Raw genomic sequence first — 21,230 nt, 5'->3', positions numbered from 1 at the left:
GAGGAAAATCATGACCGCAGCAGCCACACACAAAGCACCGTATTACACGAATTTCGGTGGCCACCCGCCACAAACCGAACTCTTGACCGATCGCGCTATAGTGACCGAGGCCTACACCGTCATTCCTAAGGGCGTGCTGCGTGACATCGTCACCAGTGTGTTCCCCGAGTGGAGCAACACCCGTGCCTGGGTGCTCAACCGTCCGATAGCCGGAGGCGCCACTACTTTCTCGCAGTCAATCCTTGAAGTTTCCCCCGGAGGAGCCGCTTCCAAGCCGGAACCACAGGCCGAAGTTTCGGGATTTATCTTTGTTCTCGGCGGGGAACTGAGTCTGGTGATTGAGGGTGCTGAGCATGTGCTGAGCGAGGGCGGTTATGCCTATCTTCCGGCAGGATCTACCTGGTCTGCCCGCAACGACGGCGCCGAGGTGGCGAACTTCCACTGGATCCGCAAACGTTATGAACCGGTGGCAGGTATTGCCGCCCCGGGTCCGGTAGTGGGCAACGAACGCGACGTGGAACCAGGGGAAATGCCTGGCACCGAAGGCAAATGGCGGACCACACGAATGCTTGATCCGAACGATATCGCCTTCGACTTTGGCGTGAATATCGTGACCTTTGAGCCGGGAGCCTCGATTCCCTTCGCGGAGACTCACGTGATGGAACATGGCCTGTATGTGCTCGAAGGCAAGGGCGTCTACCGGCTGAACGGTGACTGGGTCGAGGTGGAGGCGGGAGACTACATGTCACTGCGCGCTTTCTGCCCGCAGGCTTGTTATGCCGGGGGACCGAGTAACTTCCGCTATCTGTTGTACAAGGATCAGAACCGTCAGGTCGCTTTGTAAGCTACTCAAAAATGTAGGCTGCGGAACTCGATGAGTTCCGCAGCCTACAGTAGCTCTGTGCTGGTGCTACCAGGCAGGCAGAACCGGGATTGGGCCATCAGCTTCAATATGCCGGGACTGGCCTCGGGCCAACCACTCGATGAAACCTTCACGGTCTGAACGAACTTGTAGCGAACCGTCACCGATAACCCACTCGTCGCCTTCTTCGCTCAGTAGCGTCATGCCAGGGGCGTTCTTCACACGCATGGTGCGCACTGCTGCCTCGACGGCGTTTTCCTGTGAATCAGGATCGGCTTCTTCGATGGTCCATGCGGTTTGAAGGTCATGGTGGTGGATGACTACTTCGGCGATGCGCAGTGCCACGATGGATGTTGCAGGGATGATCTTGCCGTGCAGATCAACCTCGTCAACGGCTAGTTCGCCGGTGAGACGTTCGGACTGTTCGGCGAAGTAGCTGGCCGCGTCGCGGAAGCGGGAAAGCAGTTCTTCGCCAGGCAAAGCGGCAAGTTCGGCAATTTCCGCATTGCGTGCCTCGGTGGACGCATAAAGCTGCTGTGGTTCGCCACTGATCGCCCAATCGATGAGCTTGACCAGGGTGCGGCCGTTGGAGGCAAGGTGGGCGATGACGTGGGCGCGGCTCCACCCCTCACAGAGGGAGTCGGCTGCAAGTTCTTCTGCAGACAAAGTGTCAATCGTGGCCATCATCATTGAGGTTTCACGGTTCAGGCGGGACAGGTCTGAGTGCAATCGAGCGGTGTTGATCATGGTGTCACCCTACCAACGTGGGGTTTGAAATAGCATGGGAAAGTCGTTCTATATCAAACGAGTATCGCCGCGAACCTGGGAAGTTCTATTCGGTGCGTGGCGCGCAACAATCCAGTTTTGAAGATTAGCGATCAAATGTTCAGGAGTAAGAGCTGATGCGCTCAAAACCTTCGGTAATGCAGCTGAAACTAAAGATAAGGGACACCAGCCCGCCCATCTGGCGCAGGGTGTTGGTTCCGTCATCGATGCGACTAGACCAGCTGCACCAAGTGATCCAATACAGCTTCGGTTGGTACGACGCACACCCACACCAGTTTGAACTTGATGGTGTTCATGGCGTGAGTTACGGCGCCCCGGATTCCGAGATTATGTCGGACGTTGATGAATCCACTGTGTTCCTTGGGGACCTTCCATGGTCTCGACGAGGCATGCTCGATTACGTTTATGACTTCGGCCATTATTGGGAAGTGCGTATTGAGCTAGAACAGGTACTCTTCGGTGAGACCGGTGATCTGCCGCGCTGCATCGGAGGGCGGCGTATGGCCCCGCGGGAAGACTCCGGTGGCCCGCTGGGCTGGGCAATGGTCATCGAAGCGCTGAAAGATCCGAATCACCCTAACCTTGCGGAGTACCGCGAGTGGCTATTGCTCCGTGAAGGTGAGCAGTTTGATGCCGCACTTTTTGACAAGCAACAAGTCAACAAAATGTTTGACTACGCACGATAACTATCGACAGATCTGTAGCCAACGCGAAAAGAGCCAAGAACCGTTAGCCTTGAAACAAAGCTGTCGGTGTATGAAGGAATCGTTGTGGCCAAGAACAAAAAGAAGCAACCAAAACAGGGGCACCCGGGTCGTAGCCAACAAGGCATGGTCTCGGTGGGGCAGGTCAAGATCGATCGCGGAATTGATGCGATGACGCCTAAGTTCGTGCGCTGGTATAGCCAATTTGATGTGGACACGGAGACCTCATTAGTGGTGCTGGCCGCGGTTCGAGAAACTTTATATGGTTATGCCGATAGTGCCCCGTTGGACTCGGTGACCGAATTTGACGTGCGTCTTCTCTTCGCCGCCATGGAGGAATTGATCGAGTTCCAATCTGGCTTTGAACCAGCCGAACAAGCTGAACAGATGCGCGGATTGATCCACATGGCTTGGGCAGACTATCTTGATTACCTCGAAGAGATGGTTCTTTGGGAAAAGAGCAACCAAGATTTGCAGTGGTTGCGGAGCAAACTCGAGGGGCCTAGTCTTTTTGCGACAGACGACCTCGAAGTATCAGCAGCAAAGGGCGAGCTTGAAGATCTTCTGCTGACCGATATTACCAAGCTTCCACTGGTGCATTTGGCCCGAAATTTCGCACAGTGGTGCGCCAACGAAACAGGACCCGTTCAAGGAAGAATTCTTGACGAAGATTTCATCCCCAATGCCGCGAAAGCGCTCAGTGACGGGGTGCTCAAGGCATTCAATACCGAGCAGGCTGAGCAGGTCCTGACCTTCACCTTCATGGGGTTGTTGAGGGCGGAAGTAGTCGCGCTCGAAGCACCAAATCAGTTATCTGCAGGCGCCAGATTCTCCGAGTTCCAGAAATCAACCGGTGAGGAGGGCTTTGCGACGATTTACATGTTCATGCAGACCTTCCTCGACTCCTACCTTGAAATGCCTGAAGACACCGATCCATTGGTGGTCGAGACGTGGGGTCTGGCCAACTTGTGGATACTTGAAGGCATCGAAGCCATGGGGCATGAAGTCGCCGAACCTCGCGATGAACAATTCTCCGCCTCCGTGTGGGAAGCCGCCCATCAACGCATGGCAGTATTGCGCACACTAGGGCTCGTCGAAGAGGGAGAATATTATTCACTCCCCGGTTTCGTCGCAGCATTTTTGACCGATATTGATGAAGAAATAGAGGACGAAAACTTGGATGAACAGCAACTGGACTCGAAGTGGGACGAGCTTATGGCGTTGCTCCCGGACGAATCACAACGCTTGAAACGCGAAGAGCCATATACCGGCAAGGTGCTGCAGCTCAAGCTTGGATTACAAGCAACCAAGCCACCGATCTGGCGCAGAGTTCTAGTGCCGATGGATCTGCACTTAGGCGATCTACACGATATCATTCAGGCGAGTTTCGACTGGTACGACGGACATCTCCACGAATTCCGCTCCGGGGGATATAAAGGCACCAGCTATGGGCCCGAAATTGAGGAGATGGAATACGACGAAGTCGAGGACGCCTTCCTTGTTTCCGAACTACTCAAGGCAGAGAAAGACCGCCTAGATTACGCCTACGACTTTGGAGACGGCTGGGAAGTGCGGATTGATGTAGAGAAAGTCCTCGACTCTGCCGAAGGTCAACTTCCCCGTTGTACCGGCGGTCGCCGTATGGCACCCATCGAAGATAGCGGTGGCCCCTGGGGTTGGGCAGAAATGCTCAAAGCTATGAACGACTCAGCTCATGCAGAACACGGCGAAGTCTCGGAATGGTTTGAAGAGATGGGTATGGAGGAGATCGATCCTGCAGCGTTTAGTATCGAGGAAATCAACGAGGCTCTTGAACTCGAATTCTAGAACCCGAAACGGCTAGGCAAAATAATGCTCCCCGCCGGTGACCGTCACTAGGTGATGGCACCGACGGGGAGCGAATGCGCTTATGGGTTGGTTATCGCTGGGATCCGTCGGGACTGACATCTGTTGCAGGACCAGCAGGGGTTGCCCCACCTTCATCGGTCCAGTCATGTCCCGCTTCATCGGAAAGCGCGGGATCCGAAATATGATCCTCCAGCGTCTGATCCGAAGTATCGGTGGAATTCGTTGGGACGCTTTCTTTCATACATCTCCCTATGCTCGAACTTCCGCCGCCGACCTCTTGCCTGCCAATAATGACCAAGGACTAAGGGGTCGAGCGATCCTTACCCGGCCAATCTAGCACTGCTCTGCGAGGTTTGCGAGCGTTTTAATAAAGCTCTCAGCTAACTGATCAGCAACGTTTGGATATTGTCGAAGTACCCGCGAGGTTCGATCCCCGTGCGCAGCACAGTGGTAGCTTGTAGATCAATCGAGGAAAACCATAAACCTTGGACTTCCTCATTGACCGCAATGCGGCAAGCCAGGCAAAGGGGACACACGATGGAAGCGAGGCCAGGAACCGATATGAGCGATCTTTCAATCGCTTCGCGGGCGGTAATCAGGCCAATATCCGAGATTGCACGGCTTGCGGGGATCCCGGATATGGCCGTTGAGTCCTATGGCAGGTACAAAGCCAAAGTGGATCCGTCCCTTTTGGCCGCTCGCAAGGACCGTCCGGGAAAGGTGATCCTGGTCAGCGGCATGTCACCAACGCCCGCTGGTGAAGGTAAATCAACCATGGTGGTGGGCTTAGGTGATGCTTTAACGGCTGCCGGAAGTAAAACCATGATCGCCTTGCGTGAACCTTCTGTGGGCCCAAGCTTCGGGATGAAGGGCGGGGCCACCGGTGGTGGCTACTCGCAGGTGCTGCCCATGGATGAAATCAACTTGCACTTCACCGGGGACTTTCATGCCATCACCAGTGCCAACAACCTGTTGATGGCACTGGTGGATAACCACCTGCAGCAGGGAAACTCGCTTGGCATTGATCCGCAACGCATCACCTTCAAACGTGTGACGGATATGAACGACCGCGCGCTGCGTCATGTGGTGATCGGGCTTGGGTCGGTGACCGATGGGGTACCGAGGGAAACCGGATTTGAAATCACCGCAGCTTCCGAGGTCATGGCGGTTTTCTGCCTGGCCACCGGGCTTACGGACTTGCGTGCCCGACTGGGCCGGATGACTATTGGTTATAGCTATGCCAAGGCTCCGGTCACCGTTGATGATTTGGGTGCTGCCGGTGCCATGGCGTTGCTGCTCAAGGATGCAATCAAGCCCAATCTGGTGCAGACCATCGGTGGCACGCCCGCATTTATCCACGGCGGACCGTTCGCCAACATTGCCCACGGTTGCAACTCGGCCATCGCCACCAATACCGCACGAGCGCTCGCCGATGTCGTGGTGACCGAAGCCGGTTTCGGTACCGACCTGGGTGCCGAGAAATTCATGGACATTAAAGCCCGCTATGCCGGATGCGCCCCCGACACGGTGGTAATCGTTGCGACAGTCCGTGCTCTGAAAATGCACGGCGGAGTGACCAAAGATGAGCTGGGTAAAGAAAATGTTGCGGCGGTCCGCGATGGACTGCCGAATCTCGCGCGGCATGTCTCGAATATCAAGAAGTTCGGCGTCCAGCCGGTTATTGGCATCAACCAGTTCACCTTAGATACCAAGGCCGAACTGGCCGTGGTCACGCAGTGGGCGCAGGCGCACGGGGTTGAATGCGCAGTCGCAGACGTGTGGGGCCAAGGCGGTCAAGGTGCCGGCGATTTGGCCTCCGCGGTTTTGCGGACTATCGAGGAGCCAAGCAATTACGCGGAACTATATGAGTTGCAGCTGCCCGTCGAGGAGAAGATTTCTACCGTGGTGCGCGAGATGTATGGAGCAGCCGGGGTGGAATACTCCGCAAAAGCTAAGCGAGTACTTGAACAGATCCACGCCAACGGTTGGGACCAGCTACCGGTATGTATAGCTAAAACCCAGTACTCCTTCTCCGATGACCCAACTCTTCTAGGCGACCCCGGGGGCTTTACGCTGCAGGTGCGTGAGTTGATTCCTAAGACTGGTGCTGGCTTTATCGTGGCCATCACCGGAACGCTGACAACCATGCCAGGTCTTCCCAAGGTACCCGCTGCCATGCACATGGATGTTGATGGCAACGGGAACGCGGTGGGGCTGTCCTAGGAAGGTTTCTCCCCAGATTCTTCTGGCTCCCAGCGCAAGATGTCTCCGGGTTGGCAGCCAAGTACCCGGCAGATGGAATCCAGGGTGGTGAAACGAACCGCCTTGGCACGGCCGTTCTTCAACACAGCAATATTCGCTGCCGAGATTCCGACGGCCCGGGAGAATTCTCCCACCGACATTTTCTGTTTCGCTAGTTGCACGTCGATGTCGATGATGATGGGCATCAAACCACCTCTGCTAATTCATCTTCGAGGCTAGTCGCTCCACGCAGTAAGCCTTTCATGACCAGCATTAGCAAAAGAAATGCGATTCCGCAGACCGTGGCAGCCATAACGGCTAAAGCGATGCCTGGGCCTCCCACGTTAATAATTCCCAGCAAGTGAATACCTAGCCCCAGCACTAAAACGGTGGCAAGTGCGATGGCCCCAATGATGGTGTTGACCCACACGAAGGCGCGCTGATTAAAGATGGTGCGACGCTCTACCAAAGACAACAGTTTCCAAATTGCCACCAGTGCCGTCTGCATGCACGCGATTCCAATGATCACTACCGCGGCATAGGGGGCGGCGAGGAAGGCGACTTCAGGGAACTGGCTTGCATTTTCTTGAGCCAAAGTCGGTACCACCCATACTTGCCAAAGTAAGCAGCCCAGGAATATCAGGACAAGAAAGGCCCGGAGAAGGATTGTCAGCGCTGTATTCATAAGTCGATTATCGATCATTATCTATCGAAAATCAATAGATACTGTCAATCCTTCTTCGGGAAGAGGGCCTTAGGCTCGTCGCTGCACGAACACCACGGTGTCCTGAAGCGTCGCCGGGTTACCATCCGGGTCGGTGATGGGGCGTTCGGCGATTTCTGCTCGAAGAATATTCCATTGCTCTGGGTCCAAATCCAGTGCAACCAGCTCGGATTCCGGGCTTGGGAAGGAATGCTGCGCCATCTGCTCATTAGTGGTCCATGATGGTGCGGCCGCGTGCGAAACCGCCAGTAGGTGTCCACCGGGTGCTACCAAGGATGCGGCGCTCTGCAGAGTTTTGGCGCGCGGAAATTCGAAAGGAGCCTGGAAGAAGCTCAAGGTCACCAGGTCGAATTGCTCATCGGTAGTCCACGTGGTGAGGTCTGCGGTGATGAAGCGGGCCTGCTGTTCACTGAAGTCATGCTTGGCTGCATCTGCCTGCGCGCGTGTGACCGCGGTGGCGGAAATGTCCACACCACTGGCTTTCCAGCCCTTGCTGGCGAGCCACAAAACATCGGCCCCTTCGCCGCAACCGAAGTCTAGGCTTCTGCCAACGGGAAGATCTGCAACGGTATCGGCCAGTACCTTATTAACGTTTCCGGACCAGACGCGCTCTGACTGACCGTAGTGGTTTTCCCAGAAGGCTACGTGATCGGTCTCGGTCTGATGGTGATGTGAATGCATGGGTTCCCCGCTCTAAATTTCAACGACCTGCTTTCTTCAACTCTAGGGCGGAATCACCACATATTCGCCTCACTTTGCCTCTGACGCAAACATTGCCAGTGGTCGAGCAAATCACATGATTCCTTGCCCATCCAAGGAGACGTGTATTGCTGGTGCACCGTAGGCTTGAGATAAGCAATTCCGCACAGATTTAGGGGACGTTTCATGGCTAGCAAGAAGAAACAGGGCAAGAAGAATTCCGGTGCAGGTAACCCGGCCAAGGCAGCACAGCGCGGCCGCAGTGTATTTCGGATCCAGGCCGAAATTCTCGTCGACTCGTTGCGTGAAGACTACGCGATGTGGGTCAGCGAAAAGGCACCGGCTTTTGGCTCGGAAGAAGCCGCGCAGGTCGCTGAAATTCAGCTGGGTGTCGTGCGCTCGATTGGTGCCGAATATGCCGAGCATGCGCGCAGTTCAAATCTGCACCACATTGAACCAGAGCTCTTCGGCGAAGTGTTCGCTGAGTTCTTAGTCAATTTGCCCGAAGGTTTGGAAGCCGAGCCGATCTTCAGCGCGTGGCTTGAGTTCTTCTCCTACCAGCACGAGCGTGGCATCTGGGAAGGTGGCGAGGAGAATCTTTCCGAGCTGCGTGAACTATTGGACGACGCACTGAATGGTTTCGCCGAAGACGACGCGCAGCTGTGCGAGTTGCTTCGAGGCACCGATCTTTACACCAAGGTCAAGGCCTTCTCCGAGGCATTGGGTGACGGTGTGGACATTACCGCGTTTAGTGAAGCGGCCAACGAAGATCGTGTGCGAGTCATGGCCTCGGTAGGCGTAGATGCCGCTACCGTTCCGGTGGATGCGCCGGCACCGGATGTTTTCGCCCATGTATGGAACGCTGCGATCCTCTCGGTGGTTGACCCATCCGAGGGACGGATCGTGCGTGATGACCAGGCCTTCGCACATCTGATTGAGGGCGAAGAATCCGAGAGCGCACAGCTGCTCTTTGAGATGGGTGTTGGGTGCGTTCAGAGCCATCTGGTGCCAAACCAGGCCTTCACCGAGCGCGACGAAGCCTACTTCCTGGTACTCCGTAACCTATTGGTCACCGCGGTCACCGGCCGCCCGGCAGATCTCGAGGCGCTTCGCCGTAACTGCGGACCGAAGAACTTCGACGCGGTACTTCCCGAAGCACGGCAGGCACTTGTTTCCTTGGAGGGCTTCGGGCTGCTGAAGTCCAAGGGCGAGGAATACGAAGTGGACGAGCGCCTGCTTCCGGTGATCTCGGCCGGCGTCAGCGAAGCCGAAAGCCTGATCGAAGAAACCGAATAAGCACCTACATGCTGGTTTCATCTTCCCGTGCGTAAGCGATGGCGATGAGTCGCCGCAAGACCGCCAGGTCGATGTCCTCAAGTTTTTTCACATAAACACAACCTGCTCCCTCGGTGTATTTACCTAGCTGGGGGAGCAGTTGTGCACGTTCGGGTAGATCCTTGAGCCCATAAATGGACTGTTGGGCCTTGCGTGGGGAAAATCCGGTCTTTGGCCAGATTCCAGTGTGCTTGGGATTTGACGGGGAAACGAAGGTGTATTGCCCGTAACCCACGATGGATGGTCCCCACAGCACGGGATTTTCGCCGGTAACCTGGGCGAAGATTTGCGCCAAGACCTGTGCGTCTTCGCGGCGTTTGAGCGGAGTGGCCGCGTTGATGAAATCTGCGACATTAGCGTCGGTGGGCTGCGTTTTTGCGGTGCTCAAGGAAGACTCGTTTCTGGCTGTAGGAAAATCTCCGAAAGTTTTCGGTACTGTTTGCTGGTCATTGCGAGTAGGGCCACGAGAGCCATGATCAACCCAGCGGCAAGAAAAATCAGCGCAATTCCGCGGGCGTCGCCTTGGCCAACGAGCCAACCGAACGTTTTGTCACCTTCGGTGGTCTTCATGAACGGGATGATCAGATATTGCGCTAGCGGAGCGATGAGGAACGCGGTGATCGGGGCGGCAGCAGCCTCGAGCATCTGCGCGAACCCAAAAACGCGGCCTTGCCTTCGAAATGGCACGACCTTCTGGATGACGGTTTGCTCCGAGGCCTCGACCGCTGGAATCAGCACCATATAAAGCCAGATGCCCAGCACGTAGAGCCAGACCCATTCGCGGATGGTGAAGATCGCGCCGAGTATCCCCATGACCACCACCGCCATGAGCAGGGTTCGAATCGGGTTCTTTCCCAAGCCAAACTTTGCGATCAGCAGGCCGCCGACGATAAATCCGGTGGATGCGACACCAAAAACGATGCCCCAGGCCTCCACCGACATGATCGTCAAACCGTAGGGATCCATCAGCGCCATGTAGGCGCCACCGATGAAGTTATTAAACATCGAAAAAATGATGAGGGCGAATAGACCAGGAATCGCGAGGATGGTCGTGAAACCCATTTTCAAATCCGCGGTCTTAGAGTGCTCGGGCTCTGATTCTGGCTCATCTTCGGGTAGTGAAATGGTCAACAGGTGGACCAAGGAGACGATGACCAGCAGGATCGCGAGCAGCAGCGTCCACCCCATGCCGAGCAATCCGATTGACAGTCCACTGAACACGCTGGTGGCGATGAATGCGATGCCCTGGACGGTGCCTACCAAGCCGTTGGCGTTTGCATGGCGCTCCACCGGGATTAGCAGTGTCACCGTGGTAGAAAGCGCGATGCCCCGCATCTGCTCGACTATTGCACCAACGAGGATGACACCGCAGAAGAGCCAGAACTGCCAGCCGCCAATGTTCAGAATCGACTCGGTGGGCAACCAGAGGTAGATCAGCCCGGCAAGGATGAAAAGCGCTGCGGTGAAGACCGCGGAAAAGAGGAAGACCGACTTCTTCTTGTGCTTATCAACGATGGCTCCGAAGAGCATCGAGAACACCGCGATGAGCAGCATGAAGGAGCCACCGATAATGCCGGTGGCCATGACGTTTTCGGTTTCCAGATAGACCCAAAAGGTCAAGGCAAACCACAGATAACTAGTGGTCAGATTGGCGATCGCGGTGTTGGCCAGAATGTGCATAAACGATCGCTGGCCGTTGCTGGGCGCGGAGCCACGATGATCCTGCGGTTCGTCGCTTCGCTCGTGCTCGGTCATTTGCTGCCACTAAACATTGGGGGAGCTTGCACATGTATAAGAAACAGAATACGGCGGATGGGTTCAGATAAACAGCCGAAACTATCCAAAAAACGCCGCTTGTTTCTCCCGAAAAATGCGCCTGGGTCAGTCTGCAAAGCCGAGGTGGATCACAATCTAGGTGGGCTTCGACACCTATGACAAGTTGGCCGTTACTTCACGCTTACACTGAACAGTGAATATCAGTTCATTGATCAAATTACTTACTTGGCTAGGTTTGAACGATATGCGATGGGGCAGTGCCATACCAACTCGTTTGGTAGGGGTTCAAGCTCGGCGCAGATGCTTATTCTGCGCCGCGAACACTCGAAGAGGGAACATGCCGAAATATTTTCAACGGCTTGTGGGAATTGCAGTAATAACAATTGTCTGCGTGGCAGCGTTGCTTATGTGGTGGGCTTTGAGCGCAACGGAAACGCCGGTCCTTTGGAAGCCGGTGGAGGTCCGACTGGCCGGAATCTGGTCTACGTTCTACAGCGCTGAACTTCCAAATACCAAGATCCTATATTTTGCCGTGGCTATTGCCATCTTCATGGTCGCCTTCGTGGTGCTCAGCGAACGGTTGGTAACTCGTCGCTTCCGCCGGACACCAGTCGAAAAGACTTCGCGCCCGCTAGCCCCGCGGACCGTGATGGCCCGAACTCACGGGATCTATGCCGGAGCGGTGACAGTCACGGTATTGATTCCAGCGCACAACGAGCAAGCTTCCCTTCCATATACCCTGCAAGCGCTGCAAGAACAGACATTTAAACCTCACCGGGTAGTAGTGGTTGCCGATAACTGTAGCGACAATACGGTAGCTGTTGCCTTGGAGCATGGAGTCGATGTGTTCGAATCCGTAGACAATGTCCACAAAAAGGGTGGCGCCTTAAACCAGGCGTTGGAAAACCTTCTGCCGCAGTTGGGTGACAACGACTGCGTTATGGTCATGGATGCAGATAGTCAGATCGGAAACGATTATCTGAGTACCGCGAAGGACCGTTTTACCGCGGATCGCGCCTTGATGTCTGTGGGCGGACTATTTCATGGCGAACAAGGACATGGGCTTATCGGCCAGTTCCAGCGCAACGAATACACCCGTTACCAGCGAGAAATTTCCCGCCGTGATGGCCGAGTCTTCGTACTCACTGGCACCGCCTCGGTTTTTCGCTCCGCAGCACTGCGCGAAGTAGCCGCTTCTCGTGGGCATACGTTGCCTGGTAAGCCCGGAGATGTTTACGACACCGCAGCACTCACTGAGGACAACGAGCTGACCATTGCCATCAAAACACTTGGCGGCCTGACGACCTCGCCGGAAAAATGCACGGTAATCACCGAACTGATGCCATCGTGGAAGATGCTGTGGGCCCAACGGCTACGTTGGCAGCGTGGTGCCTTGGAGAATCTAGGAGCCTACGGGGTCACTCCTCAGACGATGCGGTATTGGGCTCAGCAGATCGGAATCGGCTATGGGGTGATTGCCCTGTTCAGCTATTTCTTGCTGATGGTCTTGATGTTGGTATCTATGGATACCTGGGTATGGTTCCCGTTCTGGATGTTACTGGGACTGATTTTCGCGATTGAACGCGTTGTCACCACATGGCGTGGAGGGTGGAAGGCCCGAATCTTGGCGGTGCTGGTCATCCCCGAACTGATCTACGATGTTTTCCTGAATCTAGCCTTCCTCAAAGGTGTCGGAGATATTGCCTTTGGGCGCAGCGCCTCGTGGAAACACGTGGAACATAACGAACCAATTGGAGAAGGGGCTAAGTGATGATGTTTTCCGGTCTGATGGTGCCACGCGGAATACTGCTACCAGAGAGCGTGTTGGCAAGCTCATGGTTTAGCGTGTTGGCATCATTCGTAGCCATCAATACGGTGATTTATTTGGTTCTGGGAATTATCAAGATTATCCCCGTCATTCGGATTTCCACCGGGCAAGGACGCGATCGACGTTCAGAAACTCGGAACATTGATCCCGAGGCGCCGGTGTAGATCATCCAAGATCGTCGGAAGCTGTTCGGCTCGGTGCCCAGCTGCAAAGTAGAAGCCTTGGGCATAATCGATGGCTAGGTGCCGGACGAGTTCGAGGTCTTCGGAGGTCTCTAAACCTTCGGCGAGTGTCTTGGCTCCGGTCTCCTTGGCAGCTGAAAGCAGCGAGTCCACTAACGCGCGGACCTCGGCTGAGTCAACGTAGGAGCTGATCATGCTGCGGTCGAGCTTCACCACATCTGGTTTCAACTGCAGGATCCGGGAGCGGTTTGCATATCCGATTCCGGCATCATCGATCAGCAGCAAACAACCGAGACTTGTTGCGATATTCCTCGCTTGGTTGCACAGGCAAGGTTCGCTTAGTTCGTTTAGTTCCAACCCCCAGTTCAGCCGAGCGTTCATTTCTACGGTTGCCGTTCCCAGCGCTTCGATGGTTGGACCTGAAGCGTTTAGCGTTAGAAGCATGCCTGAGGGAAGATGCACGCTAGCCTGAAGTATCCCGTCGATAACCTGAAGCTCTAATTCGGTAAGCCGGTTCTCCGCGTGGGCGTTACGGAAGTGCACATCAGGAGCAACCTCATCATCAAACCGGGTCAGGGCTTCAAACCCAAAGACTGTCCACTGAGCGAGATCAATAAGAGGTTGGAAAACAAAATGCACGATACAGCTCCCTAGCAGAGGGATATTTAGACTGGACGAGAGAAAGCATCCGTTAACGGGAAACCGGAAGTAAACATTACAGCGCGCACTGAGCGAAAGCTACGCGCGGATGAAACACACAGCATGGGGGCATCTTGTGAATCTAGCTACGGATCAAAGAAGAGCAACAGATAAGTACTGGTGGGATCCGGCGGGTATCGCGAAACGCCTGGGTGGGATCACAGATATCGGTGTAAGCATCACCGGGCTCGTGGCGCTGTTCCTGATGATTCTGTACCTCATCAATATTGTGCAACCTGGAGGGGCCGACATCTACCTGTGGGCATCGGTTTTTCACTTTCTAGGTGCACTGGCTGTTCTTGTCCTAGTGCTCATCAAAGGCGATAATTTTCCGCTCTGGGTGGCCTATCTCGGAGTGCTCACGGAACTTATCTCGTTTGTCTATTACGTTGCCTTTACTACGAACCATGCCCAAGTGGTATTAAGGCTGCAGGAATTCCCGCTCATCGCTTTGTATCTGTCCTGGCTGTTCCCCGTCTGGCTCACTCGACTATCGATTTACCCCACGATGCTCTTTACAACGGTCTACGCGGTCTTCTTTGGACCGGCGGTTGGCACCGAACACAGCCAAACGCCGCTCAACATTGCAGGACTCACGTTTTTCACCTTTCTGAGTATCACCGTTGGAACTTTCGTCCGGAGAAGATTTGAACAAGGCACCGAAATTGATGCGCTTACCGGAGCGTTAAACCGCAATGGTTTATCGCTACGGGGCGAGCCGGCTCTGGCCCGCGCACTTCGTTCATCTCGTCCCCTGACCGTTGCCCTGATTGACCTCGACGGGTTTAAGCAGATTAACGATTCCCAGGGACATGAAGCCGGTGATCAAGTGCTAGTGAACCTCGTGGCAAATTGGAAGCAGGCCACAAGAAAATCGGATCTGGTATGCCGGCTAGGCGGAGACGAGTTCGTCCTGGTCTTTCCGAATACCGGATTGGACGATGCCCAAAAACTGCTGGGCAGGACCCAGAGTTCCAGTGAATATCTGTGGTCTTATGGGTTGGCTCAAGCTCTCACCGGAGACAACCTGAGTACCATGATTCTGCGTGCGGACCGAGCAATGTTTGAAAATAAACGGGGACGCTCAGAGCGTATTTAGCCTTCCAGCTTGCCGCCCATGCGGTCCTGCATCTTCTGGCTGGCCTCGTTGAGTCCGCGAATCTCTACCGTTTTCCCGTAGCTCGCGTACTTGTTCTTGACGGAGTCCAATGCGGCCACCGTTGAGGCATCCCACAGGTGGGAAGAGGACATATCGATGATGATTTTTTCCGGATCGCCCGCGTAATCGAACTGGGTGTAGAGGTCATTCGACGAGGCGAAGAACAGCTCACCGTCCACGTGGTAAATCGCAGTGTCGGCTTCGGCCAAGGCCGCCGTCGGTTGATCGCGTTTCACGGTCACAAAGTGGGCTACGCGGTTGGCGAAGAGGACCATTGCGGTCAGCACGCCCAGTCCAACACCGATGGCCAGGTTATTGGTGGCGACGGTGAAAACGACGGTCACCACCATGACCGCAGTCTCGCTCTTAGGCATCATCTTCAGCGTGCTCGGCCGGATGCTGTGCCAGTTGAAAGTAGTAATCGACACGAAGATCATGATCGCGACTAGGGCAGCCATCGGGATTTGCGCCACGATGTCACCGAGCAATACCGCCAAAAGCAGCATGAAGACGCCGGCGAACATGGTGGAGATGCGGGTTCGGCCGCCGGAGGCTTTCACCCCGATCATGGTTTGTCCGATCATCGCGCAGCCACAGATTCCACCAAAGAAACCCGTCACGATATTCGCCGTTCCCTGACCCCAAGATTCCCGAGTCTTATTCGAGGGAGTATCGGTGATGTCGTCAACGAGCTTGGCAGTCAACAAGGACTCCAGCAAGCCAACGAATGCGACAGCTAATGCATAGGGCGCGATGACCTGGAACGTTTCGAAGCTGAAAGGAACGTTGGGGATCAGGAAGACGGGCAGTGATTCAGGAAGTTCTCCCTTATCGCCCACGGTGGGAACGCTGACCTTGGCAAACACGGTGATCAGCGTCAGTACGACAATTGCGATCAGCGGGGCAGGGACCGCCTTGGTGATCTTTGGGAAGAAGTAGACGATAGCCAGGCCCAGAAGAACCAGTGGGTAGACGGCCCACGGAACGTCGCCGAGCTCAGGCATTTGCGAGAGAAAAATCAGGATGGCGAGTGCGTTGACGAACCCGATCATCACTTGCCGGGGGATGAAGCGCATCAGTTTCGCGACACCGAGTAGCGCCAAGAGCACCTGGAAAATACCGGCCAAAATTACGGCAGCAAAGAGGTAGTCCACCCCGTGGCTGCGTACCAGCGGAGCAACAACCAACGCGACCGCGCCCGCCGCAGCGGAGACCATCGCTGGACGGCCACCGGTAAATGCGATCACTATCGACATGGTGAATGACGCAAAGATCCCGATCCGTGGATCAACTCCGGCTATAATCGAGAAGGCAATGACCTCGGGAATCAACGCCAGCGAAACGACGAGACCGGCCAGCAGCTCGGTTTTAAGCAAACGCGGCGATTTCAAAGTACGCCAGACGGACTGTCGTTCTAGAGGCGTCAGTTCGTTAACCGCGGTAGACACGGGTGCTCCATTCACTTGAGGACCCCAGAAAACTGCGTGCGGGGACTATCTAAAAATATCGCACCCGGTGCCCGGAAGCTAAGTGCGGTGCCGGATATCTCGGAGCGACAGTTCTTTTGGAGCCTGTGAACGGTTAACGAAAATTCCCCGCCGGTAAACCGGCGGGGAATTTCACGATCATCACTCGCACCTTCAATGAGGTAATTACTACTCTAAGCGTGAATGCTGTGCAGTATCTTTGGGTGAGCCCGGCGTTTGATGATGGTTGCGGATGATCGCTCTTGAAACCCAGGGCATTGTCCGGCCGTTTAGAATTTCAGCCCGCCTCGAAGGCTTTGGCTTAACGAAAACTCCCCGCCGGTAAACCGGCGGGGAGTTTCACGATCATCACTCGCACCTTCAATGAGGTAATTACTACTCTAAGTGTGCTTGCTGTGCAGGAACTTTGGTTCGGCTTCGTGTTCGCCGGTGCTAGTCCGTGCCGGGCCCGACGGGGATCTTATCCCCGACGTAAACCTTGCCGCCGCTTTCGAGGAACTGCTTGCTCTTCTGCGCCATTCCGGCCAAGGCGGCTTGAGCCTCGGCGGATCCGTACTCGTCACGGATGTCTTGGGAAATACGCATAGAACAGAATTTCGGACCACACATCGAACAAAAGTGAGCGGTCTTTGCCGGTTCTGCAGGAAGCGTTTCATCATGGAACTCCTGCGCGGTGGCCGGGTCCAAGGACAGCGCAAACTGATCATTCCAACGAAACTCGAAGCGTGCTTTGCTCAGGGCGTTGTCTCTGTCGATTGCGCCGGGGTGGCCCTTGGCAAGATCCGCTGCGTGGGCAGCGATCTTGTAGGTAATCACTCCGGTCTTCACATCATCGCGGTTGGGCAGCCCCAGATGCTCCTTGGGAGTCACATAGCAGAGCATTGCCGTGCCGTAACGAGCGATTTCGGTGGCACCGATGGCGCTGGTGATGTGGTCATAACCAGGGGCAATGTCGGTGACCAGAGGGCCAAGCGTATAAAACGGTGCCCCGTCGCACAGCTGTTGTTGGCGTTCCACATTTTCGCGCACCAAATGGAAGGGGATATGCCCGGGCCCCTCAACCATGACCTGCACATCGTGTTTCCAGGCTCGTTTGGTCAGCTCGGCCAAGGTGTCCAATTCGGCAAATTGTGCCGCATCATTGGCATCCGCGATAGATCCCGGACGCAGCCCATCACCTAGGGAGAAGGCCACATCGTAACGGGCAAAGATCTCACACAGCTCATCAAAGTGGGTGTAGAGGAAATTCTCCTGATGGTGCGCCAGGCACCAGCCGGCCATAATTGACCCACCGCGCGAAACCATTCCGGTGACACGGTTGGCGGTCAGCGGGATATAGCGCAGCAAGACCCCGGCATGAATGGTCATATAGTCCACGCCCTGCTCGCATTGCTCAATGACGGTGTCCCGGAAGATCTCCCAGGTGAGTTCATTGGCTTCGCCGTTGACCTTTTCCAGCGCCTGGTAGATCGGCACGGTGCCGATGGGCACCGGGGAATTGCGGATGATCCATTCGCGGGTGGTGTGAATGTCATCCCCGGTGGAAAGATCCATCACCGTGTCCGCACCCCATTTGGTGGCCCACTGGAGTTTGGAGACTTCCTCGGCAATTGAACTGGTGACCGCCGAGTTCCCGATGTTCGCATTGATTTTCACCAGGAACGCCTTGCCGATGATCATCGGTTCGGATTCTGGATGGTTGATATTTGAGGGAATGATGGCGCGGCCGGCGGCTAGCTCGCTGCGCACTAATTCGACATCGCAGTCCTCGCGCAAAGCCACGTAGCGCATCTCTTCGGTGATCAGTCCCCGGCGTGCGTAATGCATTTGGGTGACCCGGGCACCGGGGTGCGAACGCAGCGGAGGTGCGGATCTGCCGGCCCACTCGGCGCTCGCCGTGCCGCGGCGGACCGCGGACTTTCCGTCATCATGCAGGTTGCGCTCACGTCCCGCATAATTTTCGACATCTCCGCGCGCCAGAATCCACGATTCGCGGAATGGTTTCAGGCCTGCGTTAGGTTCGCTTCCCGGACCGCTGGTGCGGTACACCGTCAGCGGTTCATTTGGTTGGCCATTAGGAGAATCCGCCAACTTGATCTGCGTGACGGGAACCGAGATTCCTGTGGACTCGCGGTAGGCAAGAGTGTGGGCGGGGTGCTGTTCAAATTGTTCCACTGTGGGAAACTCACTTCCTTCGCCGGCATTACCCGGACAGGTTCAACGGTCGCGGACGGCAATAGTCCGGTCTCAGCCCCTGCCGGGGCACCCGTGTGGTCTGAAACAACGTACCACGTGCTGAGGAAGCAACTCCAAAAATGAAAGCCGCACTGGGTTCGAGCACTAGAGCTTGAAGCTATGTCTGGGCTTGGCTGCGCGTCAATAGCGCCTCGGAAAACGCGCTGAGCGATGCATCGGGGCTCGGCAGAGTGGCCTGCAGGCAGTGCTATGTATAGCGAATATGTATCATGCATGCTGAGGGTAGGATGGGTGGAGCGTCAGCAGTATAAGGGGAGAAATGAAGCGCCGTATCGCCGATATCGAATATGAGCAGCTGATGCTCAGTCGCTACACCATTGCCCACCAGCGACAGGCTGGCGGACTGGATCGAAGTGTCTATCTGTTGATGAGTCGTATCGATGGGCAAGGTCCGATGACCATCGCGGAACTGAGCCACGCATTACGTTTAGATGCCTCGACCCTGCAACGCCAAGTAACCAGTGCAATCAAGGATGGTTATCTGGAGCGGATTGCCGATCCGGATGGACGCCTGGCTCGTAAGATCACGCTGACAGCTGACGGCGAGCAACAAATGAACGAAGCCCGAAAAGCCTCCACGAACGCGCTGGAACACATCATGGAAGATTGGTCGGCGTCGGATATCGACTCGTTCGCCAATCTTTTGCATCGCTTTAATCTGTCGATCGAAGAATATAGCGATTTGAAACGTGCTTAAAGAAGAACTCCCGTTGGGCAATATCCAACGGGAGTTCTTACGATCATCACTCGCACCTTCAAGGAGGTAGTTACTACATTATCGACGCTTCCTATGCCAGTGCTGAGCGCAAGCTCCGTAATAGCGCAGACTTAGCTGCAGTGATTAGTTAGCTGGAACTTCTTGATGATTGCCTACCGGTTCCAGGACGGGTTTTTCTCGCGCTGAAGGAATCAGTGCGGCAAGAACTGCCGCGATCACCGAGATGCCAGCGCCCAGGATTAGTGCCACGCGGAAGCCAGTCTCCGAAGGGACCATGACACCGCTGAAGTCGGTGGTCATCTGAGCCAAGACGAGACCGACAACAGCCGCGCCGGTTGTGGTGCCTAGCGAACGCATCAGGGTGTTGAATCCGTTGGCGGCGGCGGTCTCGCTACGCGGAACAGCGCCCATAATGATTGCCGGCATCGCGCCGTAGGCAAGCGCGACACCACTGTTGACGACAAGACCGGTGGCCAGCAGGCCCCAGGTGCTGCCCATGCCCAGCAATCCCACGCCATAGCCAATTGCGAGAATCGAGACGCCGAGGGTAAGGGTGAACTTCGGTCCCCGTGCGTCGGTGAGCTTTCCTCCGATGGGAGAAAGCACAAGCATCATCAGGCCTGCCGGAGCCATCCAGAGCCCAGCTGCAAGGATTGACTGTCCCAAGCCGTAGCCGGTTTGTGTTGGCAGCTGAAGGATCTGCGGCATGACCAGCATGCTCGCGTACATGCCAAAGCCCACAAAAATCGACGCGATATTTGTCAGCAGAACTCGTGGAATGACCGCGGTGCGCAGGTCCACCAGGGGATCCTTGGTGCGCGTTTCCCACATTCCCCACAAGGTCAGCGAAACGGCTGCAACCGCCAGTAGTCCCAAGGTTATCGCAGAGGCCCAACCCCACGCGGAGCCCTTGGAAATCGCAAGAATCAAGGAAACTAAGCCAATAGTCAGGCCGATAGCGCCGAGCCAATCGAATCTCTGTCCGGCAGCTCCTGCGGGCAGTGCCGGGATCAGCTTCCAGATGGCTAATGCCACCAGCAGCGTGAGTGCGGCACTTCCATAAAATACCGCGCGCCAGTCGGCAAATTCGATCACTGCCGCGGAAAGTGGCATGCCCACCGCTCCGCCAACGCCTAGCGTGGCGCTGACCGTGGCAATGGCCGCGGAGAGACGTTCTTTAGGTACCAAGTCGCGCAACATTGCGATGCCCAGCGGCACCATTCCCGAACCGAAGCCTTGCAGCGCACGTCCGGCAATCATCAGTTCCACATTTGGTGCGACCGCACAAAGGATCCCACCGATAAACAGTGGGATCGCCAAAATGAGGATCATTTTCTGCTTGCCAAAAAGGTCGCCGAGTCGCCCGGAGATGGGTACCGCTACTGCTGCTGCCAGTAAGGTCGCGGTAATGATCCAAGCGGCATTGTCCGCCGAAGTGTTAAAGATGCTTGGGAGCTGTGGGATCAGCGGGGTCACCATGGTTTGAGTGAGCGATGAAGCGATGCCTGCCGAGGCGAGAACGCCTACGGCAAGACCTGAGCCGGGGATTCCGGCTGAGGTGGGTCTGGACACGAGGACCTTTCAGAGAGAATGTGTAAGATACATACTGTATTCATCTTACACATCCTTGCGGCGACTAAAGGAGCGGAGTGGTGCAGGTGAGGGAGGCCCGTTATGTCTTGGTACTAAAACCTAAGGGGGCTCAACTGCGCCTGCTTCTCGCGGATTCGCCGGATGTACGCAGAATATCCGACACGGTTTGCTGGATCTAATGAAGTCGGCCGATAGCTTCTCCGGCAAGTAATGAAGTTTTGCTCCCGCTGCTCGTGATAGATCTCTCGGGCGAATCTTTGATCATGCGTCTGTTGTTGCGCGATAGGGGACCGCGGTGGGGCGCCGCGCCCATTTCCACTCAGCTGCAGTGCC

20 protein-coding genes and 1 riboswitch are annotated in these 21,230 nt (G+C 55.7%); of the genes, 9 read left to right on the top strand and 11 right to left on the bottom strand.

The genetic code is table 11. The features are described from left to right. Window positions 1-10: 10 nt before the first annotated feature. A complete protein-coding gene (locus ACX5K5_RS16100; protein WP_346059787.1) occupies window positions 11-844 on the top strand; it encodes a bifunctional allantoicase/(S)-ureidoglycine aminohydrolase in 834 nt (277 codons plus the stop codon). 66 nt (window positions 845-910) lie between these two features. Here ACX5K5_RS16100 and ACX5K5_RS16095 read toward each other — a convergent pair whose 3' ends face one another. Next, window positions 911-1,609: a maleylpyruvate isomerase family mycothiol-dependent enzyme gene (locus tag ACX5K5_RS16095; protein ID WP_346059786.1), complete on the bottom strand. Its 699-nt coding sequence runs from the start codon at window positions 1,607-1,609 to the stop codon at window positions 911-913. Window positions 1,610-1,764: 155 nt separating this feature from the next. Here ACX5K5_RS16095 and ACX5K5_RS16090 point away from each other — a divergent pair, with 155 nt between their 5' ends. Together ACX5K5_RS16090 and ACX5K5_RS16085 are read left to right on the top strand one after the other, a co-directional pair. Next, complete coding sequence (locus tag ACX5K5_RS16090; protein WP_188683804.1) at window positions 1,765-2,334, top strand: plasmid pRiA4b ORF-3 family protein; 570 nt, start codon at window positions 1,765-1,767, stop codon at window positions 2,332-2,334. An 84-nt stretch (window positions 2,335-2,418) separates the two neighbouring features. After that, entirely contained in the window at window positions 2,419-4,179 is a 1,761-nt protein-coding gene (locus ACX5K5_RS16085; protein ID WP_459174813.1) for a plasmid pRiA4b ORF-3 family protein, read from the top strand. A 91-nt stretch (window positions 4,180-4,270) separates the two neighbouring features. On the opposite strand, the gene ACX5K5_RS16080 is transcribed toward ACX5K5_RS16085, so the two are convergent. Next, window positions 4,271-4,441, bottom strand: coding sequence for a hypothetical protein (locus ACX5K5_RS16080; RefSeq protein WP_188683800.1), 171 nt, complete (start codon window positions 4,439-4,441; stop codon window positions 4,271-4,273). Between the two features lie 320 nt (window positions 4,442-4,761). Between ACX5K5_RS16080 and ACX5K5_RS16075 the strand changes: the two genes are divergently transcribed. Next, complete coding sequence (locus tag ACX5K5_RS16075; RefSeq protein ID WP_459174812.1) at window positions 4,762-6,423, top strand: formate--tetrahydrofolate ligase; 1,662 nt, start codon at window positions 4,762-4,764, stop codon at window positions 6,421-6,423. Here the strand turns inward: ACX5K5_RS16075 and ACX5K5_RS16070 are convergent. The 3 genes from ACX5K5_RS16070 to ACX5K5_RS16060 form a co-directional block, all read right to left on the bottom strand. Then, on the bottom strand, window positions 6,420-6,647 hold the full coding sequence (locus ACX5K5_RS16070; protein WP_188683795.1) for a helix-turn-helix domain-containing protein: 228 nt from the start codon (window positions 6,645-6,647) through the stop codon (window positions 6,420-6,422). The two genes, ACX5K5_RS16075 and ACX5K5_RS16070, sit on opposite strands and share 4 nt — an antisense overlap. Beyond that, window positions 6,647-7,036 carry a DUF2975 domain-containing protein gene (locus ACX5K5_RS16065; protein WP_188683793.1) on the bottom strand — a complete coding sequence of 130 codons (390 nt, stop codon included), beginning with the start codon at window positions 7,034-7,036 and terminating at the stop codon, window positions 6,647-6,649. The genes ACX5K5_RS16070 and ACX5K5_RS16065 overlap by 1 nt, the downstream gene beginning before the upstream one ends. 159 nt (window positions 7,037-7,195) lie before the next feature. Beyond that, window positions 7,196-7,846 (bottom strand): class I SAM-dependent methyltransferase, encoded by a 651-nt coding sequence (locus ACX5K5_RS16060; RefSeq protein ID WP_443444850.1) that lies wholly within the window; start codon window positions 7,844-7,846, stop codon window positions 7,196-7,198. A 204-nt stretch (window positions 7,847-8,050) separates the two neighbouring features. Between ACX5K5_RS16060 and ACX5K5_RS16055 the strand changes: the two genes are divergently transcribed. Next, window positions 8,051-9,160 (top strand): hypothetical protein, encoded by a 1,110-nt coding sequence (locus tag ACX5K5_RS16055; RefSeq protein WP_459174811.1) that lies wholly within the window; start codon window positions 8,051-8,053, stop codon window positions 9,158-9,160. A 4-nt stretch (window positions 9,161-9,164) separates the two neighbouring features. Here ACX5K5_RS16055 and ACX5K5_RS16050 read toward each other — a convergent pair whose 3' ends face one another. Further along, window positions 9,165-9,587 (bottom strand): DUF1801 domain-containing protein, encoded by a 423-nt coding sequence (locus ACX5K5_RS16050; RefSeq protein ID WP_459174810.1) that lies wholly within the window; start codon window positions 9,585-9,587, stop codon window positions 9,165-9,167. Continuing rightward, window positions 9,584-10,954 carry an MFS transporter gene (locus ACX5K5_RS16045; protein WP_459174809.1) on the bottom strand — a complete coding sequence of 457 codons (1,371 nt, stop codon included), beginning with the start codon at window positions 10,952-10,954 and terminating at the stop codon, window positions 9,584-9,586. The genes ACX5K5_RS16050 and ACX5K5_RS16045 overlap by 4 nt, the downstream gene beginning before the upstream one ends. Before the next feature lie 358 nt (window positions 10,955-11,312). On the opposite strand from ACX5K5_RS16045, the gene ACX5K5_RS16040 reads away from it, so the two are divergent. Then, window positions 11,313-12,746, top strand: coding sequence for a glycosyltransferase family 2 protein (locus ACX5K5_RS16040; protein ID WP_459174808.1), 1,434 nt, complete (start codon window positions 11,313-11,315; stop codon window positions 12,744-12,746). After that, window positions 12,746-12,967: a hypothetical protein gene (locus ACX5K5_RS16035; protein WP_459174807.1), complete on the top strand. Its 222-nt coding sequence runs from the start codon at window positions 12,746-12,748 to the stop codon at window positions 12,965-12,967. Before ACX5K5_RS16040 ends, ACX5K5_RS16035 begins: the two co-directional genes overlap by 1 nt. Here ACX5K5_RS16035 and ACX5K5_RS16030 read toward each other — a convergent pair. Continuing rightward, window positions 12,929-13,624 carry an EAL domain-containing protein gene (locus ACX5K5_RS16030; RefSeq protein WP_459174806.1) on the bottom strand — a complete coding sequence of 232 codons (696 nt, stop codon included), beginning with the start codon at window positions 13,622-13,624 and terminating at the stop codon, window positions 12,929-12,931. The genes ACX5K5_RS16035 and ACX5K5_RS16030 overlap by 39 nt on opposite strands. Before the next feature lie 136 nt (window positions 13,625-13,760). Between ACX5K5_RS16030 and ACX5K5_RS16025 the strand changes: the two genes are divergently transcribed. Next, the gene (locus ACX5K5_RS16025) at window positions 13,761-14,783 is read left to right on the top strand and encodes a GGDEF domain-containing protein (protein WP_459174805.1); all 1,023 of its coding nucleotides are present in this window, start codon (window positions 13,761-13,763) and stop codon (window positions 14,781-14,783) included. On the opposite strand, the gene ACX5K5_RS16020 is transcribed toward ACX5K5_RS16025, so the two are convergent. Together ACX5K5_RS16020 and thiC are read right to left on the bottom strand one after the other, a co-directional pair. Then, window positions 14,780-16,291: a SulP family inorganic anion transporter gene (locus ACX5K5_RS16020; RefSeq protein ID WP_459174804.1), complete on the bottom strand. Its 1,512-nt coding sequence runs from the start codon at window positions 16,289-16,291 to the stop codon at window positions 14,780-14,782. The genes ACX5K5_RS16025 and ACX5K5_RS16020 overlap by 4 nt on opposite strands. A gap of 471 nt (window positions 16,292-16,762) precedes the next feature. Next, entirely contained in the window at window positions 16,763-18,505 is a 1,743-nt protein-coding gene (gene thiC / locus ACX5K5_RS16015; protein WP_459174803.1) for a phosphomethylpyrimidine synthase ThiC, read from the bottom strand. Beyond that, a riboswitch (TPP riboswitch) is annotated at window positions 18,503-18,610 on the bottom strand. It overlaps the preceding gene by 3 nt. A gap of 235 nt (window positions 18,611-18,845) precedes the next feature. Between thiC and ACX5K5_RS16010 the strand changes: the two genes are divergently transcribed. Further along, window positions 18,846-19,283 carry a MarR family winged helix-turn-helix transcriptional regulator gene (locus ACX5K5_RS16010; protein WP_188683773.1) on the top strand — a complete coding sequence of 146 codons (438 nt, stop codon included), beginning with the start codon at window positions 18,846-18,848 and terminating at the stop codon, window positions 19,281-19,283. Between the two features lie 144 nt (window positions 19,284-19,427). Here the strand turns inward: ACX5K5_RS16010 and ACX5K5_RS16005 are convergent, their stop codons facing one another. Continuing rightward, the gene (locus tag ACX5K5_RS16005; protein ID WP_459174802.1) at window positions 19,428-20,876 is read right to left on the bottom strand and encodes an MFS transporter; all 1,449 of its coding nucleotides are present in this window, start codon (window positions 20,874-20,876) and stop codon (window positions 19,428-19,430) included. Window positions 20,877-21,230: the final 354 nt, after the last annotated feature.

The organism is Glutamicibacter bergerei (assembly GCF_054495185.1).
Note: the sequence above shows the minus strand (reverse complement) of the source record. Positions and strands in the feature narration are given on the sequence as shown.

Bases quoted from the DNA above. Each gene is read 5' to 3' on its own strand.
- ACX5K5_RS16075 (WP_459174812.1), top strand. From the start codon at position 4,762: ATGAGCGATCTTTCAATCGCTTCGCGGGCGGTAATCAGGCCAATATCC.
- ACX5K5_RS16040 (WP_459174808.1), top strand. From the start codon at position 11,313: ATGCCGAAATATTTTCAACGGCTTGTGGGAATTGCAGTAATAACAATT.
- ACX5K5_RS16010 (WP_188683773.1), top strand. From the start codon at position 18,846: ATGAAGCGCCGTATCGCCGATATCGAATATGAGCAGCTGATGCTCAGT.
- ACX5K5_RS16055 (WP_459174811.1), top strand. From the start codon at position 8,051: ATGGCTAGCAAGAAGAAACAGGGCAAGAAGAATTCCGGTGCAGGTAAC.
- ACX5K5_RS16070 (WP_188683795.1), bottom strand. From the start codon at position 6,647: ATGCCCATCATCATCGACATCGACGTGCAACTAGCGAAACAGAAAATG.
- ACX5K5_RS16095 (WP_346059786.1), bottom strand. From the start codon at position 1,609: ATGATCAACACCGCTCGATTGCACTCAGACCTGTCCCGCCTGAACCGT.
- ACX5K5_RS16100 (WP_346059787.1), top strand. From the start codon at position 11: ATGACCGCAGCAGCCACACACAAAGCACCGTATTACACGAATTTCGGT.
- ACX5K5_RS16035 (WP_459174807.1), top strand. From the start codon at position 12,746: ATGATGTTTTCCGGTCTGATGGTGCCACGCGGAATACTGCTACCAGAG.
- ACX5K5_RS16090 (WP_188683804.1), top strand. From the start codon at position 1,765: ATGCGCTCAAAACCTTCGGTAATGCAGCTGAAACTAAAGATAAGGGAC.
- ACX5K5_RS16045 (WP_459174809.1), bottom strand. From the start codon at position 10,954: ATGACCGAGCACGAGCGAAGCGACGAACCGCAGGATCATCGTGGCTCC.
- ACX5K5_RS16060 (WP_443444850.1), bottom strand. From the start codon at position 7,846: ATGCATTCACATCACCATCAGACCGAGACCGATCACGTAGCCTTCTGG.
- ACX5K5_RS16080 (WP_188683800.1), bottom strand. From the start codon at position 4,441: ATGAAAGAAAGCGTCCCAACGAATTCCACCGATACTTCGGATCAGACG.